The 22,777-nt window shown below is 39.0% G+C and carries 25 protein-coding genes; 23 read left to right on the top strand and 2 right to left on the bottom strand.

Annotated features, from left to right (window positions below; all coding sequences use genetic code 11):
• The first annotated feature begins 15 nt into the window (after nt 1-15).
• Nucleotides 16-777, top strand: coding sequence for a 3-hydroxyacyl-CoA dehydrogenase (locus tag ACYQ73_RS00900; protein WP_460010721.1), 762 nt, complete (start codon nt 16-18; stop codon nt 775-777).
• A gap of 126 nt (nt 778-903) precedes the next feature.
• Here ACYQ73_RS00900 and ACYQ73_RS00895 read toward each other — a convergent pair whose 3' ends face one another.
• Complete coding sequence (locus ACYQ73_RS00895; RefSeq protein WP_460010720.1) at nt 904-1,140, bottom strand: hypothetical protein; 237 nt, start codon at nt 1,138-1,140, stop codon at nt 904-906.
• 138 nt (nt 1,141-1,278) lie between these two features.
• On the opposite strand from ACYQ73_RS00895, the gene ACYQ73_RS00890 reads away from it, so the two are divergent.
• The 17 genes from ACYQ73_RS00890 (at nt 1,279) to ACYQ73_RS00810 (ending at nt 17,419) form a co-directional block, all read left to right on the top strand.
• Nucleotides 1,279-2,904 carry a long-chain fatty acid--CoA ligase gene (locus tag ACYQ73_RS00890; protein WP_460010719.1) on the top strand — a complete coding sequence of 542 codons (1,626 nt, stop codon included), beginning with the start codon at nt 1,279-1,281 and terminating at the stop codon, nt 2,902-2,904.
• A gap of 296 nt (nt 2,905-3,200) precedes the next feature.
• A complete protein-coding gene (locus ACYQ73_RS00885) occupies nt 3,201-3,416 on the top strand; it encodes a hypothetical protein (RefSeq protein ID WP_460011497.1) in 216 nt (71 codons plus the stop codon).
• 84 nt (nt 3,417-3,500) lie between these two features.
• Nucleotides 3,501-4,271, top strand: coding sequence for a CheR family methyltransferase (locus ACYQ73_RS00880; RefSeq protein ID WP_460010718.1), 771 nt, complete (start codon nt 3,501-3,503; stop codon nt 4,269-4,271).
• A gap of 452 nt (nt 4,272-4,723) precedes the next feature.
• A complete protein-coding gene (gene aroC, locus ACYQ73_RS00875) occupies nt 4,724-5,905 on the top strand; it encodes a chorismate synthase (protein WP_460010717.1) in 1,182 nt (393 codons plus the stop codon).
• Nucleotide 5,906: 1 nt separating this feature from the next.
• The gene (aroB, locus tag ACYQ73_RS00870; protein ID WP_460010716.1) at nt 5,907-6,998 is read left to right on the top strand and encodes a 3-dehydroquinate synthase; all 1,092 of its coding nucleotides are present in this window, start codon (nt 5,907-5,909) and stop codon (nt 6,996-6,998) included.
• Nucleotides 6,995-7,366 carry a chorismate mutase gene (gene aroH, locus ACYQ73_RS00865; protein ID WP_460010715.1) on the top strand — a complete coding sequence of 124 codons (372 nt, stop codon included), beginning with the start codon at nt 6,995-6,997 and terminating at the stop codon, nt 7,364-7,366. The genes aroB and aroH overlap by 4 nt, the downstream gene beginning before the upstream one ends.
• A 14-nt stretch (nt 7,367-7,380) precedes the next feature.
• A complete protein-coding gene (gene hisC / locus ACYQ73_RS00860) occupies nt 7,381-8,481 on the top strand; it encodes a histidinol-phosphate transaminase (protein ID WP_460010714.1) in 1,101 nt (366 codons plus the stop codon).
• Nucleotides 8,478-9,578 (top strand): prephenate dehydrogenase, encoded by a 1,101-nt coding sequence (locus ACYQ73_RS00855; RefSeq protein ID WP_460010713.1) that lies wholly within the window; start codon nt 8,478-8,480, stop codon nt 9,576-9,578. The genes hisC and ACYQ73_RS00855 overlap by 4 nt, the downstream gene beginning before the upstream one ends.
• 78 nt (nt 9,579-9,656) lie before the next feature.
• Complete coding sequence (gene aroA, locus ACYQ73_RS00850; RefSeq protein ID WP_460010712.1) at nt 9,657-10,943, top strand: 3-phosphoshikimate 1-carboxyvinyltransferase; 1,287 nt, start codon at nt 9,657-9,659, stop codon at nt 10,941-10,943.
• Nucleotides 10,944-11,056: 113 nt separating this feature from the next.
• Complete coding sequence (locus tag ACYQ73_RS00845) at nt 11,057-12,307, top strand: tetratricopeptide repeat protein (RefSeq protein ID WP_460011496.1); 1,251 nt, start codon at nt 11,057-11,059, stop codon at nt 12,305-12,307.
• A 14-nt stretch (nt 12,308-12,321) separates the two neighbouring features.
• On the top strand, nt 12,322-12,879 hold the full coding sequence (locus ACYQ73_RS00840; RefSeq protein ID WP_370075883.1) for a ReoY family proteolytic degradation factor: 558 nt from the start codon (nt 12,322-12,324) through the stop codon (nt 12,877-12,879).
• A gap of 248 nt (nt 12,880-13,127) precedes the next feature.
• Nucleotides 13,128-13,577, top strand: a complete 450-nt coding sequence (locus ACYQ73_RS00835; RefSeq protein WP_132359228.1) for a DUF2487 family protein — start codon at nt 13,128-13,130, stop codon at nt 13,575-13,577.
• 154 nt (nt 13,578-13,731) lie between these two features.
• The gene (locus ACYQ73_RS00830) at nt 13,732-14,238 is read left to right on the top strand and encodes a Rieske 2Fe-2S domain-containing protein (protein ID WP_460010711.1); all 507 of its coding nucleotides are present in this window, start codon (nt 13,732-13,734) and stop codon (nt 14,236-14,238) included.
• A gap of 14 nt (nt 14,239-14,252) precedes the next feature.
• Nucleotides 14,253-14,927 (top strand): menaquinol-cytochrome c reductase cytochrome b subunit, encoded by a 675-nt coding sequence (gene qcrB / locus ACYQ73_RS00825; protein ID WP_053482547.1) that lies wholly within the window; start codon nt 14,253-14,255, stop codon nt 14,925-14,927.
• A gap of 42 nt (nt 14,928-14,969) precedes the next feature.
• Nucleotides 14,970-15,764: a c-type cytochrome gene (locus ACYQ73_RS00820; RefSeq protein WP_460010710.1), complete on the top strand. Its 795-nt coding sequence runs from the start codon at nt 14,970-14,972 to the stop codon at nt 15,762-15,764.
• Between the two features lie 323 nt (nt 15,765-16,087).
• A complete protein-coding gene (gene lhaT, locus ACYQ73_RS00815; protein ID WP_460010709.1) occupies nt 16,088-16,684 on the top strand; it encodes a lipoprotein heptaprenylglyceryl N-acetyltransferase LhaT in 597 nt (198 codons plus the stop codon).
• A 60-nt stretch (nt 16,685-16,744) separates the two neighbouring features.
• A complete protein-coding gene (locus ACYQ73_RS00810; RefSeq protein WP_323654128.1) occupies nt 16,745-17,419 on the top strand; it encodes a zinc metallopeptidase in 675 nt (224 codons plus the stop codon).
• Between the two features lie 130 nt (nt 17,420-17,549).
• On the opposite strand, the gene ACYQ73_RS00805 is transcribed toward ACYQ73_RS00810, so the two are convergent.
• Nucleotides 17,550-18,419 (bottom strand): YitT family protein, encoded by an 870-nt coding sequence (locus tag ACYQ73_RS00805; protein ID WP_415730371.1) that lies wholly within the window; start codon nt 18,417-18,419, stop codon nt 17,550-17,552.
• Nucleotides 18,420-18,534: 115 nt separating this feature from the next.
• Here ACYQ73_RS00805 and ACYQ73_RS00800 point away from each other — a divergent pair, with 115 nt between their 5' ends.
• From ACYQ73_RS00800 to ACYQ73_RS00780, 5 genes are read left to right on the top strand one after another with little or no spacing between them, the layout of a single operon-like run.
• Nucleotides 18,535-18,870: a nucleotide pyrophosphohydrolase gene (locus ACYQ73_RS00800; protein WP_460010708.1), complete on the top strand. Its 336-nt coding sequence runs from the start codon at nt 18,535-18,537 to the stop codon at nt 18,868-18,870.
• Nucleotides 18,870-19,667 carry a 4-hydroxy-tetrahydrodipicolinate reductase gene (gene dapB / locus ACYQ73_RS00795; protein WP_460010707.1) on the top strand — a complete coding sequence of 266 codons (798 nt, stop codon included), beginning with the start codon at nt 18,870-18,872 and terminating at the stop codon, nt 19,665-19,667. Before ACYQ73_RS00800 ends, dapB begins: the two co-directional genes overlap by 1 nt.
• A 19-nt stretch (nt 19,668-19,686) precedes the next feature.
• The gene (gene mgsA / locus ACYQ73_RS00790; protein WP_323654074.1) at nt 19,687-20,091 is read left to right on the top strand and encodes a methylglyoxal synthase; all 405 of its coding nucleotides are present in this window, start codon (nt 19,687-19,689) and stop codon (nt 20,089-20,091) included.
• A gap of 31 nt (nt 20,092-20,122) precedes the next feature.
• Nucleotides 20,123-21,268: an N-acetyl-alpha-D-glucosaminyl L-malate synthase BshA gene (gene bshA, locus ACYQ73_RS00785; protein ID WP_460010706.1), complete on the top strand. Its 1,146-nt coding sequence runs from the start codon at nt 20,123-20,125 to the stop codon at nt 21,266-21,268.
• The gene (locus ACYQ73_RS00780; protein ID WP_460010705.1) at nt 21,255-22,433 is read left to right on the top strand and encodes a CCA tRNA nucleotidyltransferase; all 1,179 of its coding nucleotides are present in this window, start codon (nt 21,255-21,257) and stop codon (nt 22,431-22,433) included. Before bshA ends, ACYQ73_RS00780 begins: the two co-directional genes overlap by 14 nt.
• Nucleotides 22,434-22,777 lie beyond the last annotated feature (344 nt).

Below are 22,777 nucleotides of genomic sequence, written 5' to 3'. Positions count from 1 at the left end.
AAGGGGTTGTGTTTCATGAATGAAGTAATAGCAGTTGTAACAGGAGGAGCATCTGGTTTAGGAGAGGCGACTGTTCGTAAAATTGTTGCAGAGGGTGGTAAAGCAGTCATTTTTGATCTTAATGACGAGCGAGGACATGCACTAGTAGAGGAGTTAGGGGAGAATGTCCAATATGCACGTGTAAATGTCACAAAAGAAGCTGATGTAGCGGCAGGTCTTGAGCAAGCAGTAGCAAAATTTGGGTCCATTAATGTCACAGTGAATTGTGCTGGAATTGCTGATGCAAGTAAAGTGCTTTCAAAGCGTGGTGTACATGCCCTTGATTTGTTCGAAAAGGTGATTTCTGTAAATTTAATTGGTACTTTCAATGTTATTCGCCTAGCAGCTGAGAAGATGCAACATAATGAACCAAACGAGGATGGTCAGCGTGGCGTTATTATTAATACTGCATCTGTGGCAGCATTTGATGGACAAATAGGACAAGCAGCATATAGCGCGTCAAAAGGTGGTGTGGCAGCGATGACGTTACCGATTGCCAGGGAGCTTGCTGAAATTGGGGTACGTGTTATGACTATTGCTCCAGGATTAGTAGAGACACCAATGTTTGCATCATTACCAGAGCCAGCAAGAACAGCACTTGCCCAAATGACACCGTTCCCTAAACGACTTGGGAAGCCATCAGAATATGCGCTATTGGTCGAAAGTATTATCAAAAATGGTTTATTAAATGGTGAAGTAATCCGCTTGGACGGCGCGATTCGTATGCAGCCGAAATAGGGGTAACATGAATGTGCTCGACTCTAGCTAAATAAGCTAGACTGTTCATAGAGCATAGAGAATGAGCAAAAGCTCCTGTGATTATGCATTTGTGAAGCTCTGAAGTGAAAAGGTACTTGTCTACGGTTAGCGAGGGAAAAAATTAACTTGTTTTATATGGTTCATCACTGAAAGTTGTGGTTGACTTTCGTTAAAACGTCTGCTTAGTAAATAAGTTGATTGGAGTGGAGGCTGGGCGACTCCTTGGGGATTAGCAATAGAGGAACGAAGGCTAAAACCATCACGTCCTGTGATAACGCCTTCGTGACCAACATCGTGTTGGCCCGAGACCCTGGAGCGAGCAGAGCGAGTGAAGCGGCTCATCGGACGCCCCCAGGAAAGCGCCCAGCCGGAACGGAAATCAACCACACGTTTTGGTGGTGATCCTTTTATATGTAATTATTGGTAGTAACAGTAAGCCTTGGACGATTCAAAAATTTATGAACAAAGGGGAGCGTTTTTATGCATATGATGGATACACCTTTATTATTAACAAGTTTTTTGGATCGAGCAGAACGATTTTTTCATGCGAAAAAAATATATTCGCGGACAAGCCCTACAACAATTCACGAGTTTACCTATAAAGAATATGTAAAACGAACTCGTAAGCTAGCAGATGCCCTTACAAAGTTGGGAATGGAGCGAGGTATGAAGGTAGGTACCTTTGCTTGGAATCACCACCGTCATTTAGAAGCATATTTTGCAGTACCATGCGCGGGAGCTGTATTGCATATGATTAATATTCGATTAGCACCTGAGCATATTGCTTATGTTATTAATCATGCAGAAGATGAAATATTACTAATTGATGATAACTTAGTTCCACTTATTGCACCGATTGTCTCACAGCTTAAATCGGTAAAGCATTTTATCGTAATGGGAGATGCTGACGAGCTAGAAAACATCCCATTACCGAATGCTCTATCTTATGAGGCATTACTCGAAGAAGCAAATGAGAATTTTAGATTCCCAGATGATTTAGATGAAAATACACCTGCTGGTATGTGCTACACAAGTGCCACTACAGGAATGCCAAAGGGTGTGGTGTATACACATCGTAGTATTGTCCTCCATACGATGACAGCAGGACTCTCTGATAGTATTGCAATAGGCGAGGCTGATGTTTTACTACCTGTCGTACCAATGTTCCATGCGAATGCGTGGGGATTTCCGTTTGCTGGTGTATTATTTGGTGCTACCCAGGTGCTACCAGGGCCAATGTTTACACCTCAGCTATTACTTGATTTAATTGAAACATATAAGGTAACGTTGACTGCAGGAGTACCGACAATTTGGCTTGGGGTATTACAAGAGCAACGCAAAAATCCTCGTGATTTGTCTTCGATACGATTGATTGTATGTGGTGGTTCAGCATCGCCGCTCGGTTTAACTCGCGGTTTTGAGGAGGAGCTTAAAATTCCTTACATGACGGGCTACGGAATGACCGAGACATCGCCGCTTGTTAGCATATCGACGTATTTAACACATATGCAAGATTATACGATGGATGAAAAAATGGATGTTCGTATTACACAAGGAATAACAGTGCCGCTCATTGAAACACGCGTAGTCAATGAAAACGGTGAAGTCCCTTGGGATGGCAAAACAATGGGCGAATTGACAATTAGGGGCCCGTGGATTGCTGCCGAGTATTATAACGATGAACGAACTACGGAAGCCTTTAAAGATGGCTGGCTCTACACTGGTGATATTGCTGTAGTGACAGTAGATGGTTATATTAAAATTACGGATCGTACAAAAGATTTAATTAAAAGCGGTGGAGAATGGATTTCTTCAGTAGAGCTTGAAAATGCTTTGATGTCACATCCTAAAGTGTTTGAGGCTGCTGTTATAGCAATTCCTCATGAAAAATGGCTTGAACGACCTCTAGCATGTGTTGTACCAAAACCTGAATTTAAAGATGCTATTACGAAATCCGAGCTACTAGAAGATTTACGATCGCAATTCCATAAAACATGGATTCCTGATGACGTTGTATTTTTAAATGACATACCGAAAACTTCTGTAGGAAAATTCATGAAGGTAAAATTACGAGAAGATTTAAAGGATTATCGAGTAGAGGTTTAGAAGACTAAAAAACTTGAAGATGGTGATTAACTACCTTCATTTTTTATGGATTAATACCATAATGTGTGGTTGATTTCCGTTCCGACAGGACGTAGTAGCATGGTTCAAAAGGATGTTTTATCACGAAGGAGTTACCATAGGACTTGATGCAATTTATGAAATGGCTACGTTGTAACAAATTAAAAAGAATAATTTAGCTAAATTAATGAAAGAATGAAAAGAAAAATGAAACTATTTTTTCGATTTTGCCGTATAATCATTATAAATGAAAGGATGTGTACGAATTGATAGCGGAGATGGGGATTATTGCAGGGGTAGTTATTTGTTTAGCAGCTATTTTTACAGATACACATACAAAAAAACAAAAAATTAAATTGAAGGCTATTGAGAAGGAAGTAGAGCTAGAGAAGCTCAGATTAGAAACGTATACGATGGAAACAGAAAAATTACGTCTAGAATTAGAGCAATCCAAAGTGTTATTGTTAGAGGAAAAACAAAATTCAACCAAGTAACTTAGATTACATGTGAAAGACTATTTCAGGAATGGCACTTTTCCGCTATAATGGAAATACGACGCTAGAGGGGAAGAAGACCGTATGTCTGATTATGAACAGTTTATAGAAGGTATAAAGCGCAAAACAGGAATAGATTTAGCGCTATATAAAGAAGCACAAATGAAAAGACGATTAACATCTCTGTATGAGAAAAAGGGATATCGTAATTTTGTGGACTTTCTAAAGGCACTTGAACAAGATCGTGATTTAATGAATGAGTTTTTAGATCGCATGACGATCAATGTTTCTGAATTTTATCGCAATGGGAAGCGCTGGGAAGTGTTGCAGAAAAAAATATTTCCGAAATTACTGCAATCTAATAAGCGTTTAAAAATTTGGAGTGCTGCTTGTTCAACGGGTGAAGAACCCTATTCTTTAGTCATGGTATTATCTCAATTAGTGCCATTATCTCAAATTCAAATCATTGCTACTGATTTAGATGAAAATGTTATTCAAAAGGCGAAATTAGGTGTCTACCCGGAGCGCTCATTAGCAGAAGTGCCGAGTGATATTAAAGCCAAATATTTTGAGCAAGAAGGTTCCTTTTATAGGGTTAAGGATGAGATTAAACGTTGTGTGACGTTTAAGAAGCATAATTTACTTAAGGATCATTACGATTCTAATTATGATTTGATTGTTTGCCGCAATGTGATGATTTACTTTACGGAAGAAGCAAAAGATCAGATTTATACGAATTTTAGTAAAGCATTGCGCAAGGATGGAGTTTTATTTGTTGGATCAACAGAGCAAATCTTTAATCCATCTCGTTATGAGTTTGAAGTCGAGGATACATTCTTCTATAGACGAAAATAGTTAATAATATGAGAAAAGCATTCGTACAATAGACAATATGAATGTCATGTACATATTTTTAAAGCTTTAGACATAGATGAATCGTACGCTTTTCGCTTGATATAAGCAAAAAGCGTATTTTTTATTAGCTATCTCGCATCAAGGTCATTAAGGCTCCAACCTCAAAATTTAGCGAAAGCTTAGGTAGGGGATTAACTGATTGGTGAATACTAATAATAAATGGAGATGAAGAACCTATCTTTTTCTAAATGAATCGTTCAGAATATTCAAATTTAGTAAATTGCTCTAAATTAACGTAAAAAATCTTGAAAATAAAAGTTGCTGGAACAATTTGGAATTTACAAACAATTAAAACGAGTCTTAAAAGACATTTGCAAAAGGACTGTTTTTTTAGAGAATATATGTTATAGTGAAAAATACATACTTTAGCGAGTTGAAGGGAGAAAGCGTTTATGCGTTACTTAACAGCGGGAGAGTCACATGGACCCCAATTAACAACAATTATTGAGGGCCTACCGTCGCTCTTACCAATCACAGCAGAAAAAATTAACCACGATTTAAAACGTCGTCAAGGAGGACATGGACGAGGCCGCCGTATGCAAATCGAAACAGATACAGTGGAAATAGTCGCTGGTGTTCGTCACGGACAAACACTTGGTTCTCCCGTAGCACTCGTAGTCACAAATGATGACTGGAAGCACTGGACAAAAATTATGGGAGCAGAACCGTTAGAAGAAGATGTGAATCCTGAAGATATCAAACGTCAAATTTCCCGTCCTCGTCCAGGACATGCGGATTTAGTAGGTGGCATGAAATACGGACACCGTGATTTACGTAATGTACTTGAGCGTTCTTCTGCTCGTGAGACAACTGTTCGTGTAGCAGTAGGTTCTGTTGCCAAAGCGCTATTAAATGAATTAGGCATTTCCATTGTGGCACATGTAACAGAAATCGTTGGTATTAAGGCAGACACTTCCTTAGTGGAAGGGAAATCTGCAGATGAAATTCGTGCCATTGTTGAAGCCGATCCTTGCTATTGCGTTGACCCAGAGGCTTCGGCAAAAATGGTGGAGGCAATTGATGAAGCGAAAAAAGCGGGTGACTCAATTGGTGGTGTTGTTGAAGTCATCGTTGAAGGAATGCCAGCTGGTGTTGGGTCATATGTTCATTATGACCGTAAGCTAGATGCAAAATTAGCAGCTGCCATGTTATCTATTAATGCATTCAAAGGTGTTGAATTTGGAATTGGCTTTGAAATGGCACGCCGTAAAGGCTCTGAAGTACATGATGAAATCATTTGGTCAGAGGAAGAAGGCTATACACGTGCAACAAATCGACTTGGTGGTTTAGAAGGTGGAATGTCTACTGGCATGCCAATTGTAGTACGAGGTGTAATGAAACCAATTCCTACATTATATAAACCGTTGCAAAGTGTAGATATTGAAACGAAAGAGCCATTTAAAGCAAGTGTAGAACGCTCGGATAGCTGTGCAGTACCAGCAGCATCAGTTGTTGCTGAGCACGTTATTGCCTGGGAAATAGCGAATGCAATATTGGAACAATTCCATAGCGATCAATTACCTCAACTAAAAGCTCAAATCGACGAACACCGTCGTTATACAAAGGGGTTCTAATATGCGAGTACCAGTAGCGACGAAATCGCATCAATATGAGGTTGTCCTTGGTCATAAATTTTTAGCAGAAGCAGTAAAAGCATTTGACGATAAGCTTCAAAAAGCGGATAAGCTCATTGTGTTTACGGATACTAATGTGTGGGCAGCTCAAGGAGATTATTTCAAGGCTAATTTCCCTTATCATTTTGAGGTCTTTATCTTACCAGGTGGTGAGGCATGTAAAACATTTGAACAATACAATGCAGCGCAAACATTTTTACTTGAACAAAAATGCTCGCGTAAATCATTTATTTTTGCATTTGGTGGGGGAGCTGTAGGTGATTTAACAGGCTTTGTTGCAGCCACTTATATGCGTGGGGTGCCGTTTATTCAAATCCCAACGACGATTTTGGCACATGACTCCGCAGTAGGCGGTAAAACAGCTATTAACCATCCGCTAGGTAAGAATATGATTGGTGCGTTTTATCAACCTGAGGGAGTTATTTACGATACTGTCTTTATCGAAAGCTTACCTGAACGCGAGGTACGTTCAGGGACAGCAGAAGTGATCAAGCATGCGATGATTTCTAATGCAGTGTGGTTAGAGGAATTAATGGCTGAAGAGACAGTTATTCATTTCACCACTGAAGAATTAGCGGAGCAGCTTAGAAAAGGTATTGAAGTGAAAGCGCAAATAGTAGCAGAGGACGAAACCGAGCAATCTGTGCGAAAATTTTTAAATTTAGGCCATACTTATGGGCATGCCATTGAAGCGGCCGCTTGTTATGGAAAAGTAGCGCATGGTGAGGCTGTAATGATTGGACTCGTATATTGTTTATTATTAAGTGAACGATACGGTGAATTAGATCGTAACTTCACTACAGCATTTTTGCAGTTTGCAGTGAGGAATGGCTATCCATTTGAAGCTGTAAATGAATATTCCTTTGAACAGTTAACAGAGTATTTAATGAAAGATAAAAAAGCGGAGTATGGTATTTTACAATTTGTGTTGTTGGATAAAATTGGTAAACCTTTCGTGCAACCAATTGATTTAGCGGAGTGCAAAGAAGTAGATGCCGAATTCCGACAGCTATTAGCGGAGGTGCTTGTATGATTCGTGGACTTAGAGGAGCAATTACAATTGAATCTGACAAGCCAGAGCTTGTATGGGATGAGACAGCAAGATTAGTGCGTGAAGTAGTAGCAGCCAATAATGTGGAAGTAGATGATATTGCTTCTATACTAATATCCACAACGCCTGATATTACGTCAGCATTTCCGGCACGTGCTGTACGGTTAATGGACGGGTGGCAATATGTACCTGTCATGTGTACGCATGAAATGGACGTGCCAAACGCATTGCCACTTTGTATTCGTGTATTAATCCATGCAAATGTGGAAGTAGCACAAAAGGATGTAAAACACTTGTATCTCAATGATGCAGTGAAATTAAGACCAGATTTAGCCCAAGCTAATAAATAGAGGAGATGTTTGAGATGAAATGGAAACAACAATTGGACGGAATGCAAGCATATAAGCCTGGTAAACCAATTGAAGAAGTACAACGTGAATATGGCTTACAAGAAGTCGTAAAATTAGCATCTAATGAAAATCCATTTGGGTGTTCACCTAAGGTAACTGCTTATTTACAAAATAATTCAGTAAATCATGCGATCTATCCAGACGGCTATGCGCAAAATTTACGTACAGCTGTTGCAAATCATCTAGGTGTCAAAGAAACACAGCTTCTTTTTGGTAACGGCTCTGACGATATCATTGCAATTATTACTCGTGCATTGTTGTATCCAGGTGTAAACACAGTGATGGCAGACCCATCCTTCTCTCAATACTGGCACAATGCTGAAATAGAAGGCGCAGAGGTACGCAAAGTTCCTTGTATCGAAGGTGCCCATGATCTAGATGCAATGGCAGCAGCAATTGATGGTAATACATCGATCGTTTGGGTTTGTAGTCCAAATAATCCAACTGGTGTGGTGATACCTGATGTTGAATTGCGTGCATTTTTAGCTAAGGTTCCAAGTGATGTACTAGTAGTATTAGATGAAGCATATATCGAATACGTAACGCATCCTGGTCACAAAGATACTCTACCTTTAATAGAAGAGTTTCCAAATGTACTATTAATGCGTACATTCTCAAAAGCATATGGCCTTGCTTCTTTCCGAGTTGGTTATGCAATTGGGCAACCAGAAGTAATTGCAAAGCTTGATCCAGTAAGAGCGCCATTTAATAATACAATTTTAAGTCAAGCAGTTGCGACAATCGCTTTAAGTGATCAAGAGTATATAAATGCTTGCCGTGAAGCAAATGAAAAAGGTAAAAAACAATATATTGAATTCTGTGAGAAACATAATTTGAACTACTTCCCTTCTGATACGAACTTTATTTTCTTTAATACGAATGCTGATAGTGATGTTGTCTTCAATGAGCTAATGAAACGAGGCTTTATAATCCGTAGTGGAAATGCGCTAGGATTACCTGGGTTTATCCGTGTGACAATCGGAACAGAGGCTCAAAATGCAGCATTGTTAGGTCACCTTAAAAACGTCCTAAAAGAGCAAGGAGTTTTTGCATGACGACACGCAAAGTGCTCGTTATTGGGCTAGGCCTAATTGGGGGCTCGATTGCCTTGGCATTGCAAAAGGCACCTGAAACAAAAATTATTGGCTATGATATGGATGCGAAAACACGTGAACATGCGAAAACATTAAATATTGTTCATGATATTGTGACAGATCCAAAAGAAGTTGTGGACGACGTGGATGTAATCATTTTTGGAACGCCCGTCAACGCAACGCTTGAATGGATGGAACAATTAAAAACATGGCCGTTAAAAAATAAAGTAATCGTAACAGATACAGGTAGTACAAAAAAGAAGATTATGCAAAAGGCTGGGGAACTACGTGAGTTAGGTATTACCTTTATTGGAGGACATCCAATGGCAGGCTCACATAAAAGCGGTGTTTTAGCTGCTAAGGCTCACCTTTTTGAAAATGCGTATTATATGCTAACACCGCTCGCAGGTGAAGAAATTGTCAATATGGCACAGCTTGAAAGTCTATTAAAATTTACACATGCAAAAGTTGTTAGTGTATCTGCTCGTGAGCATGATCATATGACAGCTGTAGTTAGTCACTTTCCACATGTCGTTGCTGCTTCTCTTGTGCATCAGTTGGGCGGAGAAAATGGGGAATATCCAATGACACGTTCACTTGCTGCAGGTGGCTTCCGTGATGTAACGCGAATTGCCTCGTCCAATCCGATTTTATGGCGAGATATTACATTACAAAATCGAGAAGAGCTTATTGCACAGCTAGAAGGCTGGGAAAAGGAAATGAGTCGTGTTAAGGAGTTGCTTTTCAATGGTAGCTCGGATGACATAGAAACATACTTTGCGGTTGCTAAAGAGCTAAGAGATGAATTACCGATTAGTGCAGGTGCAATGTTCACATCATTTGACTTATATGTTGATGTTCCTGACTATCCAGGGGTTATTTCTGAGGTGACAGGCTTACTTGCAGACGAAGCGATTAGTATTACAAATTTACGTATCGTCGAGTCACGAGAAGACGTTTTCGGGATTCTTGTTATTAGCTTACAAAGTGAAAGTGACCGTGAACGTGCAGCAGCGTGTATACAAAAGCGTGCTAATTATGAAACATATATTTCATAGGCATCCAGGAAATGCCTTTTTAAAAGAAAGCGTCGGAAATACGGCGCTTTCTATCTTCATATTGGAGGGAAGAAGACGATGACTGAAAAAGTATTACAATATGATAAACCTTCCTTACAAGGGACTTTAACGATTCCAGGTGATAAATCTATCTCTCACCGTTCCGTTATGTTTGGAGCCATTGCAACGGGTAAAACAACAGTTGATGGCTTTTTGTTAGGTGAGGATTGTTTAAGTACAATTGATTGCTTCCGCAAGCTCGGTGTGAAAATTGACGTAGAAGGAACAAATGTATCCATCGACAGCCCAGGTATAGAGGGGTGGCAAGAGCCTACAGAGGTACTATACACAGGAAATTCTGGTACAACGACACGCTTAATGCTAGGGATTCTAGCTGGATCTACTGTACATTCAGTAATGACAGGCGATGCGTCCATTGGAAAGCGACCGATGCGCCGTGTTATTGATCCGTTACGTCAAATGGGTGCACACATTACTGGAAGGGCAGATGGACAATATACACCATTAGCCATTCAAGGTACAGTATTACAAGCTATTGATTACCACATGCCTGTTGCAAGTGCACAGGTGAAGTCAGCTGTTTTACTTGCTGGTTTACGTGCTGAAGGTACTACAATTGTGCGAGAAATTGAAGTATCTCGAGACCATACTGAGAGAATGCTACGTCAATTTGGTGCACAGGTTGATGCGGTGGAAGGTGTTATTTCATTAAAAGGAGGCCAAACTTTAACAGGGACACATGTGTCTGTGCCAGGTGATATTTCATCTGCGGCCTTTTTCTTAGTAGCAGGGGCCATCTGTGAGAATAGTAAAATAACGCTGGAAAATGTCGGAATTAATCCAACACGAGATGGTATTATCGAAGTGCTTCATAATATGGGAGCTTCTATAACACTTATACCGGATGAAGATAGCCAATCAGAGCCGACAGCAACAATTACAATTGAAACATCAACATTAAGAGGCACTACCATTGAGGGAGATATTATTCCTCGTCTTATCGATGAAATCCCGATCCTTGCTTTACTAGCAACGCAGGCAAACGGTAAAACTATTATTAAGGATGCCGAAGAGTTAAAAGTGAAGGAAACAGACCGGATAACGGCTGTTGTGGATGAATTGAAAAAACTTGGTGCTAATATTGAAGCTACTGAGGATGGAATGATTATTGAAGGACCTACTCCATTACGTAGTGCTAGTCTTCAAACCTATGGTGATCACCGTATAGGGATGATGGGCGCTGTTGCAGCACTAATAACAGATGGGGCTGTAACTTTAGATGACGCAGAATGTATTGCGGTTTCATATCCATCGTTTTTCGAGCATTTAGAGGAAGTAAAGTAATAAGGTGCTTGACTCTCCAAGTCTTTTGGGGAGTTTTTTCTTGTTTCGAGAGAAAATGTTTTGTAGCATAAAGGTATTAATGAAAGAATAGGTGAATAACTGTGAACAATGCGATGACTGAAATGATGCAAGCACTTGAACAAGGGGACTTAGCATTAATTGAACAGCTACTTGAAACATTTTTAACGAAAGAGCTACCTGAGGACATTTATGCGCTAGCTGAAGTTTTTATGCAGTATGGATATATGAAGGAAGCTGACCGTGTACTGGAGCATTTACAATTTTTATTCCCAGAAGAGGCGCAGTTGAAAATTGATCGTGCAAACGTCTTAATGGAACTTGGCGATGAAGATGAAGCGTTAGATTTTTTATTAGAAGTAGAGGAGACAGCTCCAGAATATCCTCAAGCATTATTAGTATTAGCGGATTATTATCAAATGCAAGGATTGTTTGAAGTAGCAGAAATGCGCATTAATGAGGCACTATCTATATTACCTGATGAGCCATTATTACAATTTGCTAAAGCGGAGCTTTTATTTGAAACAGGTCGTTTCTTAGAGGCTGCGAGACTATATGAAGAATTGTATGAACAACAAGTTGAATTTGCTGGGGTAAGCCTTACTGAACGACTTGCTGAGGTGTATCGAGCAGGAGCTGCCTATGAAACAGCCTTAGACTACTATTTAAAAGCACTGGAAGATGAAGTAAAGCCAGATGTTTTATTTGGTGCAGCGTATTCAGCCTTTCAATCACAAAAATATGAAATGGCCATTAAACAATTAGAGGAATTAAAAGAATTAGATCCTGATTACTTTTCTGCCTATTTATTGCTTGCTGAAAGCTATGCCATGACGGAGGACAATAAAAAAGCATACGCTGCCATTCTAGAAGGATTAAAGCGTGACGAATACGATAAGTCCTTATTTTTATTCGCCGGTAAAATGGCTTTAAAAACTGGTTTGCCAGCTGAGGGTGAGCAGTATCTACGTGAAGCTATTGCCTTAGATCCTGAATACATGGAGGCAGTATTAGCGTTAATCTCCTTATTGGCACAGCAAGAGCGTCATGAGGATGTAATAGAATTATTTGAAACGTTGCAAAAAAATGATTTTGAATGGAGTACCTTATATCCATTTGCTGCGGTTGCATATGAAAATTTAGAATTGTACGACCGTGCATACGAATTTTACCGTTTGGCATATAATGATTTTAAGGAAGACGCAGCATTTTTAGAAAAGTATGTTTATTTCTTGTTAGAGGAAGGAAAGCGTTCAGAAGCTAAAGAAGTGCTCGGTCAATTAATAACTATTCAGCCGGGTGAACTGGAGTGGCAAGAGAAGTTAGAAACCTTAGAATTTGAGTAAAGGAGGGAGTGGGTATGACTGCTTCTGTATCAGTTGTCGATAAAAAAGCATTTGTTAGATGGTTTTTAAAAAATTATCAATTGAAACGTCGTGAGTGTGTATGGATTTTGAATTACTTATTAAGTAACGATGAGTTATTAAAACGAATTCGATTTGTTGAAGAAGCTCACTATTGCCCTAGAGCAATGGTAATGTCAACGGTCGATTCAACAGGAGTGCCGTTTCGTTTTTACAAAGGCAATGTAATGACAGCAGATGCTGAGAAATCCTTCCATGATTTACGTTTACATGAGCATGAAGATATGTATATACAATTGAATTTTCCAAATGTACCACCAAGTGCACAATACTTAGCAGTTCTTGAAGAAAACCCTTATATGCCAGAAGCACTGATTGTTAGTGAAAAAGATCGCTTACTGGCTGAAGAGCTGCTTTCCAACAGCTTACTCGTATTCCAAGAAGAAAAATTACTCGCGCAAATTGATGAAGCTCTCGATCAGGGAGATGAAGATCGCTTTTATGAATTGTCTAATTTGTTACAAGCTTTAAAGGAAACGGCTAATTTACGTTAGCTATAAGTAAAAATGGAATGTCCTTTATCTACCTCAATATGATAACATAACAAGTGAATGATTGTTTTCACTTTTTATTGGATATCCTATTGAAGAGTGGAAAAGGGCATTTTTTTATCTTCATGCAGTGGGGGTACCAAACCCCCTGGCGGATGTCACGGATTTTGAATTGTGCAGGCACAATTCAAAATCCGGACGCCATTACGCCAAGGCGAAATTGATTTATGCAACTAGAGGAGGTTTGTGAGATGTATTTTAATGCAAGTGATGTGACATTATTTATGGCACAGAAGGAATTTATCGATACAGCAATTGTTCCACTCGTAACCGTCGATTTAACTCCTGAAAAAATGAAACAGAGCGGTACAGAGGTGGATTTTTTGTTATCGCTTACATCTTTTATCGAACAACAGTTTAAAGGTCGTTTATTACTGATGCCACCATTTACGTATAGTGCAACATTAAAAAACGAAGATATGCCGAAGCAATTAGAGGCACAATTACATAATGCTGGTTTTAAGCATGTGTTCTTCATTACTTGTGACCATTTTTGGACAAATATTGGAGATGAAGTAAATGTTATTTGGTTACCAGCGATTCCGTTAGAAAGCATGGATAAAGGCGTGAAAAACTCCATTCTCGAAGATCAATTGCGACAAGTGATTCCGATGTTTTCGACCAAATGGACACAGATTTAACAATTAGTTTCAATAATTGTTCACATTCTCCAGCTTTCCACAGAATGCTATATTGACCAAGCTATGGAGTTGATATATCATAGATATGTCCTAGTATTACTATTTGTAAAAGACTGTCCGTTGGACTGACCTTTAAGTTAGAGGGGGGAAAAAAATGAGTAATAATCGAGTTTCACGTCGTCAATTCCTAAGCTATACACTAACTGGTGTAGGTGGATTTATGGCGGCAGGTATGCTGATGCCAATGCTTCGTTTTGCAATAGACCCAGTACTACAAAGTCATGCTGGTGGGAACTTTGTGAAAACAGAGCATAAAATCGCTGATATTACTGACAAACCTGTTAAAGTTGACTTAAAATTTGAACAAGTTGATGCATGGTACAAATCAGAAGTAACAAACGTAGCATGGGTTTTCAAACAAGGCGATCAAATTGTTGCATTATCTCCTGTTTGTAAGCATTTAGGATGTATGGTTGATTGGGGAACAGATTCAACACACCCAGATCAATTCTTCTGTGCTTGTCATGGTGGACGCTATGAGAAGAATGGTAATAACGTAGCAGGAACACCACCATTAGGTCCATTGGATGAATATGAAATTAAAGAAGATGATGGTTACTTATCGCTTGGGCCAATTCATCCAAATACTCTAGTTAAGTAAGGGGGTACAAAACAGTGCTAAATAAAATTTATGATTGGGTCGATGAACGCTTAGATATTACACCGATTTGGCGTGATATTGCCGACCACGAAGTGCCAGAGCACGTGAACCCTGCACATCATTTTTCAGCATTCGTTTACTGTTTCGGTGGATTAACTTTCTTCATCACGGTAATTCAAATTCTATCAGGTATGTTCTTAACAATGTACTATGTACCAGACGTAGTGAATGCTTGGAAATCAGTTTATTATTTACAAAACGAAGTAGCATTTGGTGAAATCGTACGCGGTATGCACCACTGGGGAGCTTCATTAGTAATCGTTATGATGTTCTTACATACACTTCGTGTATTCTTTACAGGTTCTTATAAGAAACCTCGTGAATTAAACTGGATGGTTGGTGTAGGTATTTTTGGTGTTATGATGGGTCTTGGTTTTACAGGATACTTATTGCCTTGGGATATGAAAGCATTATTCGCTACAAAAGTAGGTATCCAAATTGCTGCATCTGTACCGTTTATCGGTGAATGGATTAAAATCTTATTAGCGGGTGACTCAACTATTCTTGGTGCTCAAACGTTAACACGATTCTTTGCGATTCATGTATTCTTCTTACCTGCAGTATTGTTTGCATTACTTGCAGCACACTTTATCATGATTCGTCGTCAAGGAATTTCAGGGCCGTTGTAATAGTTCTTGACGGTTCGATGATTTTTTAAAGGAGGGGACATAATGCATCGCGGAAAAGGAATGAAATTTGTTGGTGATTCTCGTATTAAAGCGAATCACAAAATGCCGAACGTTCCAAAGGATTATTCCGAATATCCAGGTAAGACGGAAGCTTTCTGGCCGAACTTCTTACTAAAAGAATGGATGGTTGGTGCTGTATTTTTAATTGCTTATTTAATATTAACAGTTGCACATCCATCACCACTTGAAGGACCAGCTGATCCGACAAGAGCGTACATTCCATTACCGGACTGGTACTTCTTATTCTTATATCAATTATTAAAATACACATATGCTTCAGGTCCATATAATGTTATTGGAACAGTTGTAATTCCAGGTCTTGCATTTGGAGCGCTATTATTAATGCCATTTTTAGATAAAAGTCCAGAACGTCGTCCATCTAAACGTCCGTTACCAACAGCGTTTATGTTATTGACTCTGGCAGCTATGTTTTACTTAACATGGGAAGCAGTTGCTAACCATGACTGGGAAGCTCAAAAAGCAATGGGTGCAATTGAAACAGAAGTTAAAGTTACTATTGATGAATCACTACCAGGTTATAAAATTTGGACTGGTGAAACAAGTGAAGCAGCTCAATCTTGTATCGGCTGTCATGCGGCTGACTTAAAAGGTGGCCCAGCTGCTCCAAAATTACTTGGTAATACACTAACAGCTGACGAAGTTGAAGATATTATCCATAATGGTCGAGGCCAAATGCCAGCTGGTGTATTCAAGGGTACAGATGAAGAAGCGAAGCAAATAGCTGAATTTGTTGCGAGCTTAAAAGAAGATAAATAAGTATAGTTTAAAAGAGTCAGGAAACTGGCTCTTTTTTTCTTCTAGTATAATAATGTGACTGTTACAACTTCAAAAAAGTTCCCGCAAAATGTATTTTAGTTCTATAATATTTATGAGGACATACATACTATTTAACATAGAGGCAAATATCCCGCCTCTCCTGCGCCTAGTCGGAACGAAAATCAAACCCACATTATGGAGATTGCAAGAAAGTACTACTATATTCATTTTCGATAGTATGTAGCAAATTAAAGACTGGTTTATACATAATAACAATTAAAAAAGGCATCTTAGTAAAGACAGAAGATAAAGGAGCTTTAATTATGCAAATTACACGTGCAAACATCTGGTATCTCCTTACACATAAATCATTTTTAATATTATTACTTATTATCAATCTATTAGGAACTATTTACGGTTATTATTGGTATGGAGGCCAGCTTGCCATCACGAAGCCCATCTTTTATATTTTTGTGCCGGATAGCCCGACAGCCAGCCTATTCTTTTGTTTTGTATTGTTAGCATGGATTATGGGGAAAAAATGGCCGCTAATGGAAGTGCTAGCACTTATAACACTAGTGAAATATGGAATCTGGGCTGATGTTATGAATATTTGGACGCTGATTGAAACTGGATCTATTGGCTGGCAAGGCTGGATGCTTATAGGCTCACATTTTGCAATGGCTGTCCAAGCAATTTTGTATCTCGGTAAATATGTTTTTTCATATTGGCATATTGCTGTGGCAGCGGTATGGACATTGCATAATGATGTGATTGATTATGTATTTGGCCAAATGCCGATGTATCGTGATTTAGCAGATTATACAAGTTATATTGGCTATTTTACTTTTTGGTTATCAGTTGCATGCATTTTTGTAGCCATCTTCTCAATTAGGTGGCGCAAATATTTGCCGAATTAGGTAAATGATTATAGAATTATAGTATCGAAGTAGAAAGGGGTTAGAAAATTGTCAACAAGTATGTATATTGTTTATTTTGCAATCATAATGCTGCTACCACTTTACGCACAGATGAAAGTAAAGGGTACGTATAATAAGTTTGCAAAAGAACGTACAATGAAGGGACAAACAGGTGCAGAGGTAGCGCGTGCGATTTTAGATGCGAACGGCTTATATGATGTACGAGTTGTTCCAACACAAGGTGTGTTGTCTGATCACTATAATCCGGCAACAAAAACAGTTGCTTTATCGGAAAGTAACTTCTACGAAGCGAGTATTGCTGGTGCAGCAGTTGCTGCCCACGAGGTTGGCCATGCCATCCAGCATAAAGAAGCTTATTCAATGCTGACATTACGTAGTAAGCTAGTGCCAGTTGCAAATATTTCATCAAATGTGTCTTGGATATTTGTAATGATTGGTATTTTTGCAACTAATCCGAAATTTTTACTTTTAGGTATCGTATTATTAGCAGCAGGTGTGGTTTTCCAATTAGTAACGTTACCAGTAGAGTTTGATGCATCCAAGCGTGCGTTAGTGCAAATGAATTCTCTAGGAATTATTACGAATGAAGAAGAGCGCCCAGCACGTAAAGTGTTAAGTGCTGCAGCATTAACATATGTTGCCGCAGCAGCAGTAGCTGTATTAGAATTATTACGTTTAGTATTAATCTTTACAAATATGCGAAGTGACGACTAATAAAAAACTTGTTGTAGTGGTAATTCACTATAGCAAGTTTTTTAATCCGTTAATTTACTATGTAAAAAAAGCCTACCTTCAACGAAAAAGTAAAATGTTTTATTCGAGGAGAGCAGGCAGATTATTAATGTTAATGGAGCGGTTGTTTTTGGTCGTCTAGTGTGAAGCCTTCACCTGCAACATCTCGTACTTCTATGATAGAAACGAATGCGTGTGGATCCACCTCATGAACAATAGATTTTAAGCGTACAACCTCATTGCGACCAATGACACAATAAATAACTTCTTTTTGTTGCTTAGTAAAATGGCCATGACCTTCAAGTATAGTAATACCGCGTTCCATTCGTAATGCGATCATTTCAGCAATGGCGCTAGATTTTTCAGATATAATAAGTGCTCCACGTGCTGCATATGCTCCTTCTTGAACAAAATCAATAACGCGCGCGCCAACAAATACCGCAACGAGGGTATACATCATAGAGCGTGCATCTAAAAACGTTAGCCATGATAAGATAATGACAATGGCGTCAAAGATGAACATCGTTTTCCCCATACTCCAGCCAAAATATTTATGACCAAGGCGAGCCAAAATATCTACACCGCCTGTTGTACCACCGAAGCGAAAGACGATACCGAGCCCTAGTCCAACAAAAACCCCTGCAAAAAGAGCAACAAGTAACAAATCGTCCTCTAAATGAATAGTAAATTGATACTTTTGGAAAACTTTAAGGAAAACCGAAACAGATAAAGTTCCAACAAGCGTATAAATAAATGATTTTTTCCCTAGTAAACGATAACCAATAATAAACATAGGAATGTTTAATAGTAAATTCATTAAAGCAGGGTCCCAGCCAAGTGTGAAATAAAGTATGAGTGTAATCCCACTTAGGCCACCTTCACCAAGTTGATTTTGCATGTTGAAGTGGACGAAGCCGAAGCTAAAAATTGCAGCTCCGAGCATTATTGCAATGATATTGCTGATTTTGATCTGTTTTAGCATATGACCTCCTGAAGTTCCAAACAAATGAAGTAGTGCTATCTATTATCTGACATTTTATTGTTTTTGACAACAATGGTGTAAATTTTATACGATGGTAAGTAGGAGTGTGATTTAGATGACTGAACAAGTGACAATGCAAGCTTTACAGCAGTGTGTAGATGATTATATAGGACAATTTAAAGAAGGCTATTTCCCGCCATTCGAGTTATTGGCACGTCTAACCGAGGAACTTGGTGAATTGTCTCGTGAAGTGCAGGATGTTTACGGGCAAAAGAAGAAAAAGAGTACAGAGGAAGCAAACAGTATTGAAGAAGAATTAGGCGACTTTTTCTTTGTTTTAGTGTGCTTTGCAAATGCACAGGGCATTAAATTAGATGAAGCACTTTTACGCGTTATACATAAATTTGAAACAAGGGATAAAGATCGCTGGACTAGAAAGGATGAAGAATAATGTCAATTCGTGTAGCAATAGCAGGACCTAGGGGAAAAATGGGGGCTGAGGCTGTACATACGGTCATGAAGCATGACAAAATGGAATTAGTAGCTGTACTAGATTATAAGGAAGTAGGAAAAACATTAGCTGATTTGGAGATGTTTCCGTCAAGTTATACGGCTCCAATCTTTACAGATATGTCTGACCTTGTAGAGGCGACTGCACCAGACGTATTAGTAGATTTAACTAGCCCGCATGCAGTATACAAACATACTAAAGAGGCCTTGAATTTAAATGTACGACCTGTAATTGGTACAACAGGCTTTACAGATGAACAACTAGTGGAATTATCAGCAATGGCTAAAGAAAAAGAACTAGGCTGTATTATTGCTCCAAACTTTGCGATAGGAGCAATCCTTATGATGAAATTTGCTAAGGAAGCGGCAAAATATTTACCTGATATTGAAATTATTGAAATGCACCACGATCAAAAGCTGGATGCTCCATCAGGAACAGCTGTTAAAACGGCACAATTGATTCAAGAAGTGCGAACACAAAAGATGCAAGGACATCCAGAAGAAAAAGAAACGATCGAGGGTGCAAGAGGTGGAGAATTTGATGGCATGCGTATTCACTCAGTTCGTTTACCTGGTTTAGTGGCACACCAGCAAGTGTTATTTGGCGGTGATGGGCAGCTATTAACAATTCGTCATGATTCGTTAAACCGTAATTCTTTTATGTCTGGCGTAGCATTCTGCGTAGAAGAGGTCATGAAAATGGATCAACTTGTATATGGTTTAGAAAACATCATCTAAAGATTGGGATGGAAGCATTATGAAAATCGCATTAATTGCACATGATCGTAAAAAAGATAATTTAGTACAGTTTGCTATTGCTTACCGAAATATTTTAAATGAGCATATGTTGTTTGCTACAGGTACAACAGGACAGCGTGTTATGGAAGCTACAGGTTTAGAGGTAACACGTTTTCGTTCAGGGCCACTCGGTGGCGATCAACAAATTGGCGCAATGATTGCCAATAATGATATGGACATGGTCATTTTTTTCCGTGATCCATTAACAGCACAACCACATGAGCCAGATGTTTCTGCACTTATTCGTCTTTGTGATGTTTACCAAGTGCCACTGGCCACAAATATGGGAACAGCAGAAATATTACTAAAAGGCCTACAAGAAGGCTTTGTGGATTGGAGACTGATTCAAGAAAGACGAAATTAAAAAGACGTGATTTAGAAAGGATGATAATCGAATGAAAAAGCTAAAAATCGGCATTACCTGTTATCCAACAGTTGGAGGCTCTGGTGTTATCGCAACAGAATTAGGAAAAATGCTTGCAGAGAGAGGGCACGAAATTCATTTCATCACCTCAAGCGTACCATTTCGATTGAATAAAATTTATCCAACCGTCTTTTTCCATGAAGTAGAAGTTAACAATTATTCAGTATTTCAATATTCGCCATATGATATAGCATTAGCGAGTAAAATGGCGGACGTGATTAAGGATGAAGAACTAGATGTGCTTCATGTGCATTATGCAATACCACATGCTGTCTGTGCTGTTTTAGCACGTGAAATGAGTGGTCGTGACATTGGGATTGTCACAACGTTACACGGTACAGATATTTCTGTGCTTGGGCAGGATTCCACTCTTTCACAGGCAATTAAGTATGGCATCGACAAATCAGATATCGTTACGACAGTGTCAGAGGCATTAAAGCAACAAACCTACGAGCTTATCGATACAGTAAAGCCGATTAACTCGATTTACAACTTTGTTGATGAACGTGAATACTTCCCGCGCAATCCAGGAAACTTAAAGGAACAATTTGGAATTGAAGAAGATGAAAAAGTTATTATTCATGTCTCTAACTTCCGTAAAATTAAAAATCTTCCGCATATTATTGATGCCTTTATGAAGATTCGTGCAAATATGAAGGCAAAACTATTGCTTGTAGGAGATGGTCCAGAAAAGCATCGTGTAATGGATCAAGTAAAGGAAAGTCCTTATATGGAGGATGTTCTATTTTTGGGCAAACAAGAAAATTTGGCTGAATTGTATGCGATAAGTGACCTTAAATTATTACTATCACAGCAGGAATCATTCGGGCTAGTTTTACTTGAAGCAATGGCTTGTGGTGTACCTTGTATTGGATCAGATGTAGGCGGTATTCCAGAAGTCATTGAGCATGGTGTAGATGGCTATATAGTGGATTTAGGTGATACGGACGCAGTGGCAGAGTATGCCGTGAACCTATTGAAGGATGATGAGAAATTACAACATTTCCGAGAAGCAGCTATCCGTGCTGTTGATGAAAAATTCCATTCATCTAAAATTGTAGAACAATATGAAAAATTGTACGAAAAGGTTGCTGAAAGAAATCATGCAAAACAATAAAGAATGGCAAGCAGCCTATTCAGTTATTGAACAACTAGAAAACGCAGGCTTTGAAGCAGTGATCGTCGGTGGTGCAGTACGAGATGCTATACTCGGTCGTCCTGCCCACGATGTAGATGTTGCGACAAATGCGATGCCAGACGAAGTAAAGTCTGTCTTTAATCGCACGGTTGATATAGGGATTCAGCATGGGACGGTACTTGTTATCGTGCCAGCTGGATCGGTGGAGGTAACGACATATCGCACAGATGGTGAATATACGGATCACCGTAGACCCGAGGAAGTGCAATTTGTACGTTCGTTAAAAGAAGATTTACAACGCCGAGACTTTACGATGAATGCCATTGCGATGCGTCGTGATGGTTCTTTTGTTGATTTTTACGGAGGACGCCAAGATATTGAGGCTGGTGTAATTCGAGCTGTTGGTGATGCACAGAAACGTTTTTCGGAAGATGCATTACGAATGCTGCGGGCTGTGCGTTTTTCGGCTCAGCTTGGTTTTCTAATTGAATCAGAAACATTGAAAGCAATGCAGGACAAGGCTGATAATATTTCTTGGATTGCGAAGGAGCGCATAAAGGCAGAGCTCGATAAGCTATGGGTAGGGAAAGATGTTCTTAATGGTATAAAAAAGCTTGAGGAAAGTAGCTTAGTGAATTATTTGAATGGTACTTTTCAAGCTGATGATTGGAATGAATTTAACACGCAGGACAAGCTATTAGGCTGGGCATATTTTGCGGTATTACAGTGTGATGATTGGCGAGAAGTGCTAAGTAGCTATCGTTTATCCAATAAAGAGATGGCATTTGTAAAAGCTGTGTTAGAAGCATTAAAAGCGTTAAAAAGTGGCTGGACGAAAATGGATTACTTTTTATATGCTCAACAGGAACTAAAGGCAGCTTGTTATTTTGCGGAATTGAGACAGCTTGATGTTCAAATGCCACAGCAAAGTATCCATGAAATACAGACGAAGCTTCCCATTAGACACAAGCGAGAGCTCATTGTAAATGGTACGGATTTATTGAAATGGTCTGGAAAAAAAGGTGGACCATGGGTAAAAGAAGCGTTGCAGGCGATGCTTGAAGCTGTTGTGAATGGTGAACTTCAAAATGACCGACAACAGATAAAGCATTGGATAGAACACGATTATTTCAAAAAAGAATGATCAACATCGATTTTTAAACAAGGAGCCGTCTCAAAAAATGAATGAGACGGCTCCATTTTTTTTTTTGCTAGCATATTTTTTAGCTTATCATCAAAAGTTGGAAGTGACATTTGTTAAAACGCTTACCATGAGTATAAGTTGAGCGGAGGCAGGGCGACTCCTTGGTAATTAGCGACTCATCGGACGCCGCAGCGGGAACGGAAATCACCACTCGTTATGACGGGGATCCAACGATAGTTAAAAATAATGAATAACTAGTTGCTAAAAGATATTTGATGATAGATTGTGGTCAATTGTCATAATTTACAGTATGATTAATACAATTGAATCAAAATTATGTAAGC

The organism is Lysinibacillus sp. CTST325, assembly GCF_054665055.1.
This window is presented reverse-complemented; position numbering and strand designations above follow the sequence as displayed.